This window comes from Merdimmobilis hominis (assembly GCF_016901855.1).
Lineage (GTDB): Bacteria > Bacillota > Clostridia > Oscillospirales > Ruminococcaceae > Paludihabitans.
Window position 1 is genome coordinate 24,541 of sequence record NZ_JACJKY010000009.1, and the last position, 16,447, is coordinate 40,987.

General features: G+C 48.8%; 15 protein-coding genes. 3 read left to right on the top strand and 12 right to left on the bottom strand.

Features of this window, described 5'->3' with window-relative positions; translation table 11 throughout:
- Nucleotides 1–140: 140 nt before the first annotated feature.
- The 10 genes from H6A12_RS07095 to H6A12_RS07140 form a co-directional block, all read right to left on the bottom strand.
- A complete protein-coding gene (locus H6A12_RS07095) occupies nucleotides 141–1,148 on the bottom strand; it encodes a LacI family DNA-binding transcriptional regulator (RefSeq protein ID WP_204446338.1) in 1,008 nt (335 codons plus the stop codon).
- A gap of 133 nt (nucleotides 1,149–1,281) precedes the next feature.
- A complete protein-coding gene (locus H6A12_RS07100; protein WP_204446340.1) occupies nucleotides 1,282–3,264 on the bottom strand; it encodes a bifunctional 4-hydroxy-3-methylbut-2-enyl diphosphate reductase/30S ribosomal protein S1 in 1,983 nt (660 codons plus the stop codon).
- Complete coding sequence (locus H6A12_RS07105) at nucleotides 3,261–3,860, bottom strand: lysophospholipid acyltransferase family protein (protein ID WP_204446343.1); 600 nt, start codon at nucleotides 3,858–3,860, stop codon at nucleotides 3,261–3,263. Before H6A12_RS07105 ends, H6A12_RS07100 begins: the two co-directional genes overlap by 4 nt.
- 12 nt (nucleotides 3,861–3,872) lie before the next feature.
- On the bottom strand, nucleotides 3,873–4,550 hold the full coding sequence (cmk, locus tag H6A12_RS07110) for a (d)CMP kinase (protein ID WP_204446345.1): 678 nt from the start codon (nucleotides 4,548–4,550) through the stop codon (nucleotides 3,873–3,875).
- A 31-nt stretch (nucleotides 4,551–4,581) separates the two neighbouring features.
- Nucleotides 4,582–5,814 (bottom strand): NAD(P)/FAD-dependent oxidoreductase, encoded by a 1,233-nt coding sequence (locus H6A12_RS07115; RefSeq protein WP_204446348.1) that lies wholly within the window; start codon nucleotides 5,812–5,814, stop codon nucleotides 4,582–4,584.
- Complete coding sequence (locus tag H6A12_RS07120; RefSeq protein WP_204446350.1) at nucleotides 5,811–6,680, bottom strand: MurR/RpiR family transcriptional regulator; 870 nt, start codon at nucleotides 6,678–6,680, stop codon at nucleotides 5,811–5,813. Before H6A12_RS07120 ends, H6A12_RS07115 begins: the two co-directional genes overlap by 4 nt.
- A gap of 21 nt (nucleotides 6,681–6,701) precedes the next feature.
- Nucleotides 6,702–8,135, bottom strand: a complete 1,434-nt coding sequence (locus H6A12_RS07125; RefSeq protein ID WP_204446353.1) for an MATE family efflux transporter — start codon at nucleotides 8,133–8,135, stop codon at nucleotides 6,702–6,704.
- A 54-nt stretch (nucleotides 8,136–8,189) separates the two neighbouring features.
- Nucleotides 8,190–9,134: a hypothetical protein gene (locus tag H6A12_RS07130; protein ID WP_204446355.1), complete on the bottom strand. Its 945-nt coding sequence runs from the start codon at nucleotides 9,132–9,134 to the stop codon at nucleotides 8,190–8,192.
- Nucleotides 9,135–9,258: 124 nt separating this feature from the next.
- Nucleotides 9,259–10,701 (bottom strand): serine hydrolase domain-containing protein, encoded by a 1,443-nt coding sequence (locus tag H6A12_RS07135; protein WP_204446357.1) that lies wholly within the window; start codon nucleotides 10,699–10,701, stop codon nucleotides 9,259–9,261.
- A 33-nt stretch (nucleotides 10,702–10,734) separates the two neighbouring features.
- Nucleotides 10,735–11,376, bottom strand: coding sequence for an SGNH/GDSL hydrolase family protein (locus H6A12_RS07140; protein ID WP_204446360.1), 642 nt, complete (start codon nucleotides 11,374–11,376; stop codon nucleotides 10,735–10,737).
- 207 nt (nucleotides 11,377–11,583) lie between these two features.
- Here H6A12_RS07140 and H6A12_RS07145 point away from each other — a divergent pair, with 207 nt between their 5' ends.
- Nucleotides 11,584–12,957 (top strand): citrate/2-methylcitrate synthase, encoded by a 1,374-nt coding sequence (locus tag H6A12_RS07145; protein ID WP_204446487.1) that lies wholly within the window; start codon nucleotides 11,584–11,586, stop codon nucleotides 12,955–12,957.
- Nucleotides 12,958–13,022: 65 nt separating this feature from the next.
- On the top strand, nucleotides 13,023–13,682 hold the full coding sequence (locus H6A12_RS07150) for an HAD family hydrolase (RefSeq protein WP_204446362.1): 660 nt from the start codon (nucleotides 13,023–13,025) through the stop codon (nucleotides 13,680–13,682).
- Nucleotides 13,683–13,686: 4 nt separating this feature from the next.
- Here the strand turns inward: H6A12_RS07150 and H6A12_RS07155 are convergent, their stop codons facing one another.
- Both H6A12_RS07155 and H6A12_RS07160 read right to left on the bottom strand, forming a co-directional pair.
- Nucleotides 13,687–14,310, bottom strand: a complete 624-nt coding sequence (locus tag H6A12_RS07155; RefSeq protein WP_204446364.1) for a hypothetical protein — start codon at nucleotides 14,308–14,310, stop codon at nucleotides 13,687–13,689.
- Nucleotides 14,307–15,146, bottom strand: a complete 840-nt coding sequence (locus H6A12_RS07160) for a M23 family metallopeptidase (protein ID WP_204446367.1) — start codon at nucleotides 15,144–15,146, stop codon at nucleotides 14,307–14,309. The genes H6A12_RS07155 and H6A12_RS07160 overlap by 4 nt, the downstream gene beginning before the upstream one ends.
- Before the next feature lie 124 nt (nucleotides 15,147–15,270).
- Between H6A12_RS07160 and H6A12_RS07165 the strand changes: the two genes are divergently transcribed.
- The gene (locus H6A12_RS07165; protein WP_204446369.1) at nucleotides 15,271–16,422 is read left to right on the top strand and encodes a D-alanyl-D-alanine carboxypeptidase family protein; all 1,152 of its coding nucleotides are present in this window, start codon (nucleotides 15,271–15,273) and stop codon (nucleotides 16,420–16,422) included.
- Nucleotides 16,423–16,447 lie beyond the last annotated feature (25 nt).

Below are 16,447 nucleotides of genomic sequence, written 5' to 3' on the forward strand. Positions count from 1 at the left end.
CCTGGCTGTTTGTTCTTATCAGTGGAATAGTCCTGCTGATTGGTATTGTCATTGCAGTACTTTATAAGAAACGTGTGTAATCGATTTTTTCGCCCAACTGTAACGATACAAAAAAGGCGTCGCATAAAAGCGACGCCTTTTTAATACATACGACAGGAGTTACGTACAACAAGCTGCGTTTCCACCAGCGTGTCTTCTGCCTGCTGTGTCTCATCTTCAATCAGCGCAATCAGTTTTTTGGCTGCGAGCGTTCCAATACGTTCACGATTTTGACGAACCGTTGTTAACCCGCTGTACTTCGCCACAGCAATGTCATCAAAGCTTACAAGGCTTAAGTCCTTTGGCACATCAATTCCTCTTTGATGAAGTCCTGCGATCAATCCCAGCGAGATCTCATCATAAATACAAAACAGCGCTGTAATCTCAGGATGTGCAGCCACTTGGTCTGCAATTGCCACCCCTGCCTCATAGCTGTATGACTTTGCCGGAAAAATGAGCGAGGGGTTATTTTCTATGCCATACGCCTGCAAAAACTTCTGATATCCAAAAAGGCGCTGCATACTGACTTCATTCTCTCCTGCTACGGTTACAATCCCAATGCTGCGATGCCCCAACTGATACAAATATTCGAGCGCAGAAAACGCACCGGCTGGGTTGTCCGATATGATTGTGCTTACACCGTCATGAAAGCCCTCTACCGATACCTTTGGCATATCGAGTGCCAGTAATTCTTCGAATTGTGCCGTCTTACCCGCCGGCAGATTTTCCATTCCAACCGCAAGCAGCAATCCATCAAGATTGCGTGCAATACAATGCTCCCGATAGGTGACTTCCTTTTTGCCCATCCGGTTGCTTAAAAACGTAATATCATACCCACAATTTGCACATTCAGATTTAAATGCATTGAGAATCTCAGACAAATGCGGGCTTAAAATATCATTCGGACCGTCCATAATCAATGTCCCGATCATATACGAACGCTTTGACATAAGCGACTGTGCATTGATATTCGGTACAAAATCATACGCCTTGATTCCTGCCAAAATTGCATTTCTGGTCGATTCGCTTACACCTTTATATCCATTGATTACCTTTGAAATTGTCGATGCGGAATAACCGATTTTTTTAGAAAGCTCATAGATTGTCATACGGCCGCCTCTTTTAAAGAATGAAATCGTTTTCTTTATCATACCATACGAAATAAAACGGTACAAGAGCAGGTTTTCAAAAAAGAAAAAGCACGTCCTAAAAGGACGTGCTCTTTTATTCTCTTTGCAGAAATTATTCTTCAACAGTCTCTTCCGCTGCTTCTTCCGAAACATGCTCTTTTTTCTGCTCATCAGCAGAGAGAAGCGCTCTCATCGACAGGCTGACACGTTTTTTATCGGTGTCGATCTCGATGATTTTTGCATCGACTTCCTGGCCAACGGTCAGAACATCAGCAATTTTCTCAACGCGTTTGTTTGCGATCTGAGAAATGTGAATCAAGCCGTCAACGCCCGGGATGATCTCAGCAAATGCACCGTAGGTGGTGAACGAAACAATTTTCACCGGAATGACATCGTCAACCGCATATTTGGTGGTGAAGATGGTCCACGGGTTGTCGCATTCTTTTCTGTAACCCAGGGAAATGCGTTTTTTCTCTTTGTCAAACTCTTTGATGTAAACTTCAACCATATCGCCGACGTTTACAACCTCAGACGGGTGTTTGAGTTTTTTCCAAGCGAGCTCAGTGATGTGAATCATACCGTCGATGCCGCCCAAATCAACAAATGCACCGTATGCAGTCAGGGATTTGACTTCGCCGGTGTAAGTTTTGCCAACTTCGACTTCTTCCCAGAATTTCTCCTGTTTTGCTTTTCTCTCAGCGTTCAAAACAGCTCTGACCGAACCTTTTGCACGGCCGCGGCCTTCATTGACTTCGATAATCAGCAGGCGAACTTCTTTTTTGAGCAGAGTGCTCAGATCCTCGACGCGGGTGTTCGAGCAGTGCGGAGCCGGGATGAAGATTTTTGTGCCGCAGGTGTAAGCCAAAACGCCGCCGCGGACAACGTCGGTGATGACTGCATCCAGAACGGTCTGTGCTTCGTATGCTTCTTTGATTTTCTCAAAGCCACGCATTGCATCGCAGCGTTTTTTGCTCAGGGTAACAATGCCTTCCTGGTCATTGACTTTAACAACGATCAGTTCAAGCTCATCACCTTTTTTAACGATATCTTCGATTTTGACGTTCGGATCATCGGTCATTTCTTCTGCCGGGATGATGCCTGCCTGTTTTGCGCCGATATCCACATGGATCTCATTCGGGGCAACGGATGTCACAACGCCCGTCACGCGCTTGCCGTTGTAGACTTTTTCGCTTTCCAGCGACTGCTCCAGCAAAGTCGCAAAATCTTCGTTTTCTTCATTTCTTAAAATCTCACTCATCGTTTTAAGAACCTCCTTGATTATATGAGCCGGCGTTGATGCTCCGGCAGTAATACCAATTTTATCATAAGCGGAAAAATCAATGTCTTTTATCTCAGCGCTCGTTTCGATCAGCACGGTTTCGCAGTATGCCGCACAGAGTGCACGAAGCTTCTGCGTATTCGAGCTGTGTTTCCCGCCGATGACAATCATCAAATCATTTTCAGCAGCAAGTCTTGCCGCCTCGCTTTGACGTTCACTGGTCGCACTACATATTGTATCAAAAATTTTGACGTTTGTATAGTGTTTTCTCGCAATTTCAAGGCATTCACGCCAAAAACTTGTGTGATATGTCGTTTGTGCGACCAAAACAAACGGGGTGTTTTGGCTAAATTCAAGCGTATCCGACAAATCTTTTAATTCTTTGGCATCCCTTGCCACGAATACAGGCCCGGATGCATGCCCTTTGATTCCCTGCACCTCCGGATGGTCGGGATCGCCTGCAATCAAAATCACAGCGCCTGCTTTTGATTCGCGCTCCACAATTCGATGGATTTTCGCCACAAACGGGCATGTTGCATCCACATAAGTAATCCGGTGTGCGGTAAGTTCATCATAAACCGACTGACACACGCCGTGTGAACGAATGACGACACATTCATCCGGCTGCGCCTCAAGCGGTGACGAAATAATCCGCACCCCTTTTTTAGAAAGTTCCTCCACCATCTGCGGATTGTGGATAATTGGTCCGAGTGTCGCCGCTTTTTTCTGCTTTGCAATCAGATCATAAACGAGATCAACCGCGCGATTGACGCCAAAGCAAAAACCGGCTGTCTTTGCAAGTGTATATTGTTTCATGGCGCTTCCACACCCATCAGCTCAGCAATCGCGCACATCATTCGTTTATTGGCAGCGCGAAGCTCCGTTTTTGTCTGTTCTTTGACGGCAAGCTCTTCGTTTGGAATCATCTTGCCGAATTTGATCGTCACATGACGTCTTAAGAAATGGCGTTTCCCGTAAAGTATACATGCCGGCAAGATATCTCCGCCTGTTTTCGATGCCACGAGCACTGCACCCGATTTTGCACGGTGCAGTTTTCCGTCCGTATACCGTGTGCCCTCCGGATAAATCCCCAGCACGCCGCCGTTTTTCACCACAGTGACTGCGTTTTCGATCGCACCCTGATCACCTTTTCCGCGTGCTACCGGAAAAGCACCCAATTTTCGGATAATGGGTGAGAGAACCGGAATTCGGAATAATTCCTCTTTTGCCATGTACTGAATCTGTTTTGGAAACGCCAGTCCAAACATCACCGGGTCCATATCGCTCACATGGTTGCTTGCAAGAATAAACCCTTCATTCTTCGGAAGTTCACACGCATATTCTGCTTCAATTTTATAAAACGGAAACAGCACCACACGCACGATTGGTTTTGCAATCTGATAAAATCCCATCGTATTCTCTCCTCATTCTTTCCCCTGGTTCATTCCCTTTTGAATCAGGGCAATCACTGTTTCCACCGACTCCTCAAAAGAGAGTTCTGTCGTATCGACCAATACAGCGTCTTCCGCCTGTTTAAGCGGTGCAGCCGCACGGGTAGAATCCGCTTCATCACGGCGTTTGATGTCGTCAAGCAGTGTTTCAAACGAAATCTCCTCACCGCGTGCTTTATGGTCGGCAAGACGGCGCATTGCGCGCGATTCAGGCGATGCGGTCAAAAAGATTTTCACCTGCGCATTCGGCAGCACAACCGTACCGATGTCACGTCCGTCCATGATGACATTGTTGCGCGCAGCAAGCGAACGCTGCATATCGAGAAGTTTTGCACGAACAGCCGGAATTGCCGATACATTCGATGCGTGCATCGCCATATCCGGTGTGCGGATGGCTTCGGACACATCCTCGCCGTTTGCAAACACACGCTGTTCGCCGTTTACAAATTTTAAATCGACCGAAATCGAATCGAGCAGCGGTTCAACTTCTGCGGCAGATTTTGTATCCGACCCTTTTTGTGCGGCACAATAGCCAACTGCACGATAAAGCGCACCGGTATCCACATAAATAAACGAGAGCGCCGCCGCCGCACGGCGTGCTACACTGCTTTTTCCGGCGCCTGCCGGTCCGTCAATCGCAACTGAAAACATGAAAACTCCTCCTATAGTAAAACAATCTCATTCAGCAAAACAGTCCTGCGGCATAGCCGGTGGAAAATGCAATCTGCAAGTTAAATCCTCCCGTATAGCCGTCCACATCAAGCACCTCGCCCGCAAAATGAAGCCCTTTCACACGCTTCGATTCCATCGTACGCGGATTCACTTCCGCACAGTTTACGCCGCCTGACGTGATGATCGCCTCCTCCACGGGACGAAACCCGTCGACTGGAACGACAAACCGCTTGATATTCGAAACGAGCGTATGACGCTGTTCCTTGGTGATGCTGTTCACCTTTAAAAACGCGGGAATCCGGCAGCGGTACACAATAACCGGAATCATCTTTTTCGGCAGCAGCTTTGAAAGGCTGTTGATAAAATCGCGGTTTGCAAATTCCGCAAAATCACGCAGAATCCGTGCATCAAGCTGTTTTTCATCGAGTCCCGGCTTTAAATCGATCACAACCGAATAACGTCCCGGTGTGATCGTTTTTAAATGTGATGAAGCGCTTAAAACAAGCGGGCCGGACATGCCGTAATGCGTAAACAGCATTTCGCCAAGCTCATGATACAGCGTTTTTCCCGTTTGATTGTCGACGAGCGAAAGTGTTACGTTTTTTAACGAAAGGCCCTGCAAATCACGGCAATCCTCATCCTCGCTCACAAGCGGCACAAGCGACGGCCGAATCGGCACGACGGTATGTCCGGCTTCTTCGGCAAATCGGTATCCGTCGCCGGTTGAACCGGTCAGCGGATACGATGCACCGCCTGTTGCAACAATCACCGCCGGTGCATGAAGCACTGTTCCGTTTGAAAGTGTGACACCGCACACTGCACCGCCTTCGATCAGCAAGGAAGAAACCTCGCCTTTCATCATGGAAACGCCGCTTTCTCGGCAGGCGGTTTCCATTGTTGAAGCAATCTCCGACGCATGATCGGAAACGGGAAACACACGGTTGCCGCGCTCGGTTTTGAGTGCGACACCGCGCGATGTAAACCACTGTTTGGTGTCCTGTGTATCAAACGCGTGATATGCGCTATACAAAAACTTCGGATTCGTCGGAATATTCTGAAAAAAGGTGTCCGCATCACAGTCGTTTGTCACGTTGCAGCGGCCTTTTCCGGTGATCAGAATTTTTCTGCCGAAGCGGTCGTTTTTCTCCACCAGAATGACTCGTTTGCCGTATTCCGCTGCTGTTGCCGCTGCCATCATGCCGGCCGCACCGCCGCCGACCACGATCACATCCGCTTCTCTCATGACAATTCCTCCGCTTTTTGATAGACGTCATATTCATCCCAGATTGATTCCAGGCGTTCAAATGTATGCATCAGTTCTTCTTTTTTGCGCAGTCCGACTGCTACAGTCAGCGCGTTAATCAGACTGAGCGGTGCAACAAGCGAATCAACAAACGATGCCATATCACTGCGTGCCTGCAAAAAGTAATCCGCCATCTCCGCAATCGGCGACGAACGGCTGTCGGTGATCGAAATCACCTTTGCACCGTTTTTCGATGCAAACGAAAGTGCTTTTGCGCTTCGTTTTGAATAGCGCGGGAAGCTTAAACCGATGATGACATCGCCTTTTCCGATTCGCATGATCTGTTCAAACATCTCCGTCGAGCTTGTTGTATCGATCAGTTTGACATTCTCAAAAATAATATTGAAGTATAAATTCATGAAACGGGCAAGCACCAGTGCACTGCGCGCACCGATAATATAGATCGTTTTCGCCGCAACAATCGAATCGACTGCACCCTCAAAATCTGCACGCGATGTTTCCTCCATTGTACGGCGGATTTTATCGATATCGGCATTCATGACCTTGCTTAAAATATCGGTTCCGCCAAGCTGTTCATCCGCCACATGAATGCGCTGGACTGCGGTGAGCTTGCTTTTGATCATCTCTTTGAGTGCATCCTGAAGCTCCGGATATCCTTCAAACCCCATTTCAAATGCAAAACGAACCACCGTCGACTCGCTGACATGCGCCGCCGCACCAAGCTTTGACGCGGTCATATACACTGCCTTGTCATAATGCGACAGAATATAAGACGCGATGCTGCGCTGTCCCTTTGAAAATTCCGGCATTCGCCGTTCAATGTCTGCCAAAATATTGACTGCCATAGAAACTCCCCCTCCCCTATCTTATCGTGTGACGTCACGCAGCCATCTGGTACCGCGCAGACGAATCCAAACCAAAATATTTTTCACCGGCTCGTCCAATTTGATCATACAGTAGACCAGAATCGGCGGCCAATGCAGTACAAACGCAGTAAAATATGCAATCGGAACAGCAACTGCCCACAGTGCAAACATCTCTGCGTTTAAAGAAAATTTGGTATCTCCGCCGCCGCGCAGAATACCGACAATACCGACCGCACTGACAGAAATGAAAAATCCCACAACAGAAGTCACGAGCATCATGTCATAAGCAAAACTCTTCGCCTGCGCCGATACATTATAAAAATCGACGGCAACACTGCGCAGTGCCAAAATAATACCGAACACAATCACACCAACACCGACCGACAGCCATTTAAACGTATATCCGCGGTCGTTCGCCTCCTGCATATTGCCCTCGCCGATCGCCTTTCCGATGAGCACTGCTGCGGCACCTGCCACGCCGAACACCATGACGGTCGCAAGCTGCTGCACGACGCTTACAATCGAGTTTGCCGTGACAATCTGTGTACCGAGCTGACCGAGCAGACGCGCCTGCATGGATGTGCCGAGCGCCCACATCACCTCGTTTACAACAACGGGTGTACTGATATGGATCAGGTCAAGACACAGCTGCTTGTCAAATCTAAAAAAGTCCCGCATGCAGAGTTTTAATTTTTTATCAAAAAAGAGCATGTAGATGACGGCGATCAAAAATTCCACCAAACGTGCGCACAGTGTTGCAATCGCCGCACCCCGCACACCAAGTGCCGGAAATCCGAATTTTCCAAAAATCAGAATGTAGTTTAATCCGCCGTTTACAACAAGTGCCGCCACGTTTGACGCGACAGCGATTTTGACTGTTTCCACACTGCGAAGCGTTGTATAAAACGAACTCGAAAAGCCGAAAAACGCATAGCAAATGCACATGATGCGCATATAGGACGCACCCTCCCGGATCACGTCCGGATCAGGCGAAAAAATCATCATGAGCTGCTCGGGAATGAGCAGTGAAACGATTGTGAGCAGCAAACCAATCAGCACAGTCACCCGCACAATCATCGTAAGAATGATGCGGATCGGTTCTGTTTCCTTTTTGCCCCAATACTGTGCTGTCAGCACCGCTGCGCCGCTTCCAAGGCCGAATGTGAGCATATTAAAGATAAAAAACGGCTGATTTGCAAGCGAAGATGCCGTCATTGCCACATCTCCGAGCTCCCCAAGCATCACCGTATCGAGCATCTGTGTCAAAAACACAACGATATTCTGCGAAATCACCGGTACCGCAAGCGCAAACAACGATTGATAAAACGCGCGTTCCCGCACAAATTTCGGTTTTCCTATGATCGGCTGTGTCACCATAACCTCTTTGTGTTCTCCTTTTCTTTCGTTTGACAAAAGGTTCTCAACAAACATCATCCCGCACCTTTTAAAATGCAAGATGCGGGAAATGTGCTGTTTGTTCAAACGCTTTTATGACCGGCGAAACTGTCCCGGATTTCGATTTTTCTGATTTAATTCCGCAAACCGTCTTTTGATTGTTTCGGTGTTTGCCTGCCGCGACTGTGCCGCAATTTCCTCATCTGTACAAGTGGTTCTCTCAACTGCGATTGCCTGGACAACCAGTTTGATCTCATCAAGTGTGCGCAAAAACTCCGATTTTTGCAGTTCTAAATCTCTGAGTCCTTTTTCATACCGTTCGTGTTCATGCTTCACTGCAATTTTTGCATCTTTGAGCATCTGATCACTTTTTTGCTGTGCCTCCTTGAGCATCTGATCAGCATGTGCTTCCTTTTCGTCGCACGCAGCATTTTTCTGCGCAATCGTTTCCCGCGTTTTTGCAAGCAGATCACGTCCGGCCTGCGCCGCCTCCGCAAGCTGCTGCTGTGCGGCTTCTTTTGCATGATCAAGTTCATGCTGCGCATTCTGACGAAGCAAAAACTCCTCTTTTTTCACGCTTTCAATCCGCTGCTGTGCTTCTTCCTCTGCGGCAGCTGTGATTTGTTTTGCTTTTTCGTTTGCCTCGGCCACAATCACGTTGGCGCGTTCCTGCGCATCTCTTAACAAAAGCCGCAGCTTTTCTTCTGCCGCCTGTGCTTTTTCCTTCGCTTGTCTGACCACTTCATCCGCGGTCATCTGTGCGTTCTGATACGGTGCAAGCAGTTTTTGCAGCTCATCAATCTTTGCAGCTTTGACCATAAACTCATCCCGCTCCGCCGACAAGCTCATCAGCTTTTGATATTGCTCGTCCACAATACTGTTAAGCGATGCAATCTGGCTGTTTGCTTCTTCGAGTTCTTTTGCCTGATTTCTGCGCTCCTCCTCGTACTGTGCGACAAGCTGGTCAATATACGAGAGAACTTCTTCTTTTTTAAATCCGCCGATTGCAGACGTTTTTAAACTTTTTGAAATATCCATCAGGCGCACCCCTTTTTATTGATACCTTTCATTATATCGGCTTTTTTAAAAAAATGCAACCGGTTGCCCGCGTTTATGCAAAAAACGAAAAACAAAAAACGGCAGAATATTCTGCCGTTTTTCTTTATTCTCCTATATTCTCCCACGCACCGGTCAAAACACGGTCGTTCTGACCCGACATAGAGCAGTTTCGACGAATCGCAACCGTCATTCCCTGCGCATCTGCGTCAAATGAAATATCATCAATAAACGGTGTTTCACGCCATACAATACGAAGCTTCATCGGGCTGTCTCCTGCAAATGACGCGGTATAGCTGCCAAGAAGCAGTCCTTCTTCCCTGGCATCTGACCGCCATGACACCGTGCCGTTCACGTGGGTGTTCTGTCCAAAATGAATGATTTCCTCCTCTTCGCCGAAGAAAAGCGAAAGCGAAGTGTCCTCAAGCTTCATTTTTGTAAGTCCCCACGGATTGTCCGCAAGCACACATGTCCTGCCCGCCGCCTGTGCATCGACAACACCATCGCCTTTTTCAAAATCAATCGAAAGCGACGCAAGTGCCGATGAAAGCGCTTTCTCTTCTGCGCCAAGTCCACAAAGCGGCGCATCGTGAAGTGCGGGAAGAATCGTTTCCCAAATCGTCGACAGCACTGTCTGCAAGCAGTTCGAGCCGCTGTTTATTGCAATGACCATATCCTGATCGGGCAGCACGAGCATATACTGTCCAAACGCGCCGTCACCACGGAACGCATTCGGCACCTGACAGCGCCACATCTGATAGCCGTAGCCCTGCAGCCAGTCCGGTCCCGCGTCACCAAAGCTCTCCACCTGTGCACTGCTTGCCGATTCGATCCATGCACTGTCTAACAGCTGTTTTCCGTTAACATTTCCTTTGTGCAGGAAAAACAAGCCGAACTTCGCGATTGCCGGCAGTGTCACATGCAGTCCAAAACCGCCAAGATCAACGCCTTCCGGACACTGTTCAAAATGCCATGCACCCATATCGAGCGGGTCGCGCAGACGCGGTTTTAAATATTCGCTGACCGTTTGTCCCGTCACGCGCGTTACGATCGCTGACAGCATATAGGTCGCCGCGCTGTTGTACACAAACTGTGTGCCCGGTGTTTTCGGCACGTCCGTATGCAAAAATGCTTTGACATAGTCAGGCACGGACGGGTCAAAAATATTTGGTGCCGGGTCGTGTCCTGTATTCATCGTGAGCAGATGCTTGACTTTCATGTTGCGCATATTGTCACACACATCATCCGTCACTTTGTCGGGGAAAAAGCCCACCACATCATCCTCAACCGTCAGCAGTCCTTCCTGCACGGCAAATCCAACCGCTGTCGCCGTAAACGTCTTGCTCAGCGAAAACAGCGTATGCGTCAGCTCTTTTTCATACGGATGGTACCATCCTTCTGCAAACACCTGATCATGCCGCAGAAGCATAAATCCGTGAATGCCTGCGTCCCTCTCACGAAACAGCTCAATCATGCGCAGAACACCGCGCGGATCAACACCGCACGCAGACGGCGTACTGTAATGAAGTCCTTTGTCTGATTCTTTCATTGTCGCTTCCTCTTTTCCCTGCGTTCACCGCAATTATACGGTTTGCAAAAATGCGGCAAGCTTTCTGGCAATCAAATGATGTCCTGCATCATTCGGATGCAGACCATCCGGACAAAACCGTTCTTTGTTTGCTTCGACCATCGGCACAATGCCGCCGGCACGATACAAGTCAAGCACCGGGATGCTGTATTCCTCAGCCGCTGCGCGCGCCAACGATACATACTCCGCAAGCGTAAAGCCTGTGGTACGGTTGACCTCCGTTTCGTTGTCGCGGTGAAGCGGCGTGATCATCACAATGACGGCTTCCGGATATTTTTCAATCAGTCCGCGTAAAAGCACATTCCATGCACCGCAATATGTTGTGCAGATTTCATCCGTTGGAGAGCCGATCGGCGCAGTGCCGTGACCGAAGTCATTCGTTCCACCGAACACCACGACCAGATCTGCGTCATCATCCATTTTCGTATACCGCACAGAGAAAGCACTGCCTTCGTCATCCGCCTGCGCTGCAATTCGAGTGCCGCCAATGCCGTAGTTTTTGGCTTCCCGCAGACCAAGCATCCGTTTGACTTCTTCCAAATAGATGTTTTCTTTGTTTTCGACACCGCAGCCTTCCGTGATACTGTCACCCAAAAAAACTGCTTTTTTTCCGTTCCAATCAAAATAGGCATTCATAAAAAACCCCTCCTTCGCTCATCATATCATACCTTTTTTCAGGTTGCAACGAGAAAAAATATAGATATTTGCAAAAAAATCGTGCGTAAATTGATTTCTTTTTCGAATTTTGGCCGTTTGCTCTTTTTTAGTCATAATATAGACATAAATTGATGCTATAATGAATAAAATCTTGTTTTTTCAGTCAAAGGAGGCGTACATGATATGATGCAGCATCACGAGAATAAATTTTCTGAAATTACTCCGGAAATTTTTGAATTGTCAAAATTATGTACTGAAAACGGTGCAATCGATCCCGCATTATACACACAATATGAAGTAAACCGCGGCCTGCGTGATTTAAACGGAAACGGCGTCTTGACCGGTCTTACGGAAATTTCCGAAATCCAGTCGAGCAAGATTGTGGACGGCAAAAAAGTATCCTGCGAAGGCAAACTGTTTTACCGCGGCATTGATGTGGAAGATCTTGTTGCCGGATTCGTCCGCGACAAACGTTTCGGTTTTGAGGAAACAACCTACCTGCTCTTGTTTGGTGAGCTGCCGAACAAAGAACAGCTTGCAGAGTTCCAAGCACTTTTGGCAAAATACCGCTCGCTCCCGACAAGCTTTGTCCGCGACATTATTATGAAAGCGCCGAGCCGTGACATGATGAACACACTTGCGCGCAGTGTATTGACACTTTACTCTTATGATGATTTTGCAAGCGATACAAGTATTCCAAACGTACTGCGTCAATGCTTGCAGCTGATTGCACTGTTCCCGATGCTCTCGGTTTACGGCTATCAGGCATACAGCCACTATCATGACGGCAACAGCCTGTTTATTCACAGTCCGGTTGCAGAGCTTTCCACCGCGGAAAATATTCTGCACATTCTGCGTCCGGACAGTCAGTATACCGCACTGGAAGCGCGTATTTTGGACCTCGCACTGATCCTCCACGCAGAGCACGGCGGCGGCAATAACTCCACCTTTACCACACATGTGGTCACTTCGTCCGGCTCTGATACATACTCGGTCATTGCAGCAGCACTCGGCTCGCTCAAAGGTCCAAAACACGGCGGCGCAAACATCAAGGTTGTCCAGATGTTTGAAAACATGAAAAATACACTGCATGACTGGACAGACGAAGGCGAAATCCGCGATCATCTGCGTGCACTGCTTCGCAAAGAAGCGTTTGACCGTGCCGGCTTAATTTACGGTATGGGGCATGCGGTCTACTCGCTGTCCGATCCGCGCGCTAACGTGTTTAAATCGTTCGTCAAGAGCCTTGCGGAGGAAAAAGGAAAAGAGAAAGAATTCGCACTTTATTCCGCAGTTGAGCGCTTGGCACCGGAAGTCATCGCAGAAGAACGCCGCATCTACAAAGGCGTCAGCGCAAACGTTGACTTCTACAGCGGCTTTGTTTATGATATGCTGGGACTTCCGTCCGAGCTGTTTACACCGATTTTTGCAATTGCACGCATTTCCGGCTGGAGCGCGCACCGCATCGAAGAGCTTGTCAATGCCGGAAAAATCATTCGTCCGGCATACAAAAACGTGCAGGATCGCCGCGCATACGTGCCGCTTTCCGAACGAACATAAACAAAGGCGAAATGCTGCCGGATTCGGCAGCATTTCATTTTCATATTGTTTGAGGAGGAGATCCGATGATCAAAGCAGTTGTATTCGACATGGACGGTGTGCTGTTTGACACCGAACGCATCTCGCGCGAAGCCTGGTTTTACACAGCGCGTCAAATGGGGATTGAAGCGCAGTTTGAACCGGTGTTTCTCCGTGCCATCGGCATGAACCGGAGCGACACCCGTGAGATGTTTCTCTCCATTTACGGCGCCGATTTTCCGTATGAAACATTCCAGACAACAAGCAGCCAAAAATTTCACGAGCTGATTAAACAGGAACTTCCGATGAAGCCGGGTGTGTACGAAATTCTTTCGTGGCTCTGTGCGCGCAAAGTTCCCACGGCGCTTGCAAGCTCCACTTCGAAAAAAAGCGTGCTGTCCCACCTGTCCCGCACCAATCTCACCGATTTTTTCAACGACGTGATTACCGGCGATATGGTCGTTCACAGCAAGCCGCATCCGGAAATTTATGAGATGGCATGCCGTGCCATTCATACGGCACCTGCTGACTGTATTGCCGTAGAGGATTCTAAAAACGGCATTCGTTCGGCATTTGCTGCCGGAATGAAGCCGATCATGATCCCGGATCAGGTGCAGCCGGACGATGAAACAGCCGCACTGTTATTCAAAAAATACGATTCACTGCTCTGTCTGCTTGACGATCTGCCTGCGCTGATTGACTGCTGACCACTTATTTCGCCGCCCTGCTTGTTTTGCCGGGCGGCTTTTTTCGTCCGCCCAACATCCCGCCGACCAGTGCAGAAATCAATCCGCCCGAAAAAATGAGCAGCGTCAAATTGCTGCGGTCAATCAAAAACATCCAGATACACCCTGCACACAGCACACCCGTACACGCAAGATCAATCCCCCATGCCGCCAGCGCACCGCGCATCGGAAACAGCCTTGTCAAAATGAGCAAAACGATTTGTCCGCCGTCCAATGTGGCGAGCGGCAGTGCGCTGAAGCATCCGAGCAGAAAATGAACGGCCGCTACTGTTTCATAGCCGAGCCAATGAAGGCCTGCTGCCGTGATGCCATTTGTAAGAATACCTGCACTATGAATGAACAGCGCACAAAAAAAGCGTGGACAATCCCCAGGCGGAACAAGCCGGATTCCCGTCAGCTCAAAAATGAGCGCGCGCGGTGTGTATCCTGTGATCAAAAACGCCGCCAAATGACCGCACTCATGCAAAAAACAAGCCAAAAGTGCCAACACAGCAATCCCAGTTTCATCACTAATCAAGCAAAATGCCACAGTCACCACAAACAAAAAGGTGATTTTTACGGTAAACGGACCGAATATCAGCCGAATCAAGTGCCTTCCCCGCTTTCAATCAGCAAAGAAACCGGTTCTTCCGACAGCGATGCAAACAAATACGCGGGATTTACATACAATCCGTCTGTAATGACACCGAAGTGCAGATGGTTTCCTGTTGAATTCCCGGTGGACCCAACCAGTGCGATCACATCGCCGCCGCGCACGCGCATTCCTGTTTGTGCAATTCGTTCACTGCAATGTCCGTAATACGTATAGTACCCGTTTCCATGATCAATTTTGATGAAATTGCCGTATGCGTCGTCATAGCGGCTTTCGATCACCGTTCCGTCCTCTGCGGCAAAGATGCGTGTCCCCTCCGCAGCCGCAAGATCGACGCCGGTATGAAAATCAAGCGCCCCCGAAATCGGATGTGTGCGGAATCCAAACGGCGAACTGAGCCGATACGCGTCTGCTTCCAGCGGAAACACAGGTGTTCCCGTATAGACAACCGGCGCAAGTGTTGCATTTGCAGGGACTTCCCCGTTTGTACCGGCTGCGGCTGCTTCATATGTAAAAATTTGAACCACTGCCCGGCTCACGGTATCCTGAACCGTTTCATGAAACGAAAAATCGGATATGATGAGCCGCTTGACAGTATCAGACACGAGCGATGCCGCAGACGGCACAAGAAGTCTCCCAAACAAGAATACTGCCGCCGCTGCAATACAGATAGCCGTCTGCATATAAAGCACCATCAAAAACGAGTGCCCGCGGCGCGGCGGTGTATCCGGTTTTTCTATTTTTCCTTCCGTATCGCACGCTGTTTCATCCACTCCTGTGCATCGGGATTCATCGGCCGCCTCGCAGGCCGCCTCATATAAATCGTATGCCATGCCTTCTCTCCTCCTTTTTGCCATACGTATGCGGTTTTTAAAGAAATTATCCGCCGCACAGTTCATGGACATGCGCGAAAACGCATAACAATAAGCAAACAAATCGTTTTTGGAGGAGATTACTATGAAGCGATGGTTCGCTTTTTTCATGAGCTTTGTGCTCATCTGCACAGCGATATCCGCCCCTACCGTCCGCGCGGAGGAAACCGAGGCAGACAGCCCGCTCGTTTCGGCGAAAAGTGCGGTATTGATTGATGCACAGAGCGGCATGGTTTTATATGAAAAAAATCCGCATGAGCCGCTCCCGCCTGCTTCCATCACCAAAGTCATGACACTGCTGCTGGTTGCAGAGGCAATCGAAAATAATGAGCTCGCGCTAACTGACATGGTCAAAGCATCGGCACATGCGGTCAGTATGGGCGGCAGTCAGATCTGGCTTAAGGAAAACGAAGAAATGACTGTTGACGATCTTTTAAAAGCAACGGCGATCGGCAGTGCAAACGACGCCTCCATGGCACTTGCAGAGCATGTGGCAGGAACCGAGGAAGCGTTTGTCACACTGATGAACAAGCGCGCCAAAGAACTCGGTATGAACAACACCGTATTCAAAAATCCGACCGGCCTTGATGCAGACGGCCATGTATCCACCGCATATGACATCGCGCTCATGTCAAAAGAACTCTTAACGCATGAAACGGTAACACCGTATCTCTCCGTTTGGATGGATACACTGCGCGGCGGACAGACACAGCTTGTCAATACCAACAAACTCGTACGGTTTTACAATGGATGCATCGGCGTCAAAACCGGTACCACCGACGGTGCAGGTTCCTGTTTGAGCGCGGCGGCTGTCCGGAATGACGTTTCTCTCATCAGCGTTGTGATGGGATGTGCAACTTCTGCTGAGCGGTTTGACAGTGCGCGTGCGCTGTTAAACTATGGATTCGCTTCATTTGTACGCTACACACCTGCCACAACAACCGATACACTGCCTGCACTTCCTGTCATCCACGGTACAAGTGAATCTGTTTCCTTGTCTGTTGATGCCTCCGCTTTTTTGATTCAAAAAGCAGATCAAGAGGCGGTAACAGAATCTGTTTCGCTTCCTGAATCAATAAATGCGCCCGTCAAACAAGGGCAGGAAGTCGGTACGCTGACCATCACCGCAGGTAAAATCACACAAACCATTCCGATCTGCGCATCCGCAGATGTACCAAAAATGGGCCTTTGGTCAGCAATTTGCTTGATGTTCTCCCGCGTGTTTGCTTTTCGATAAAGATGTTCATAAATTTTTTTCATAA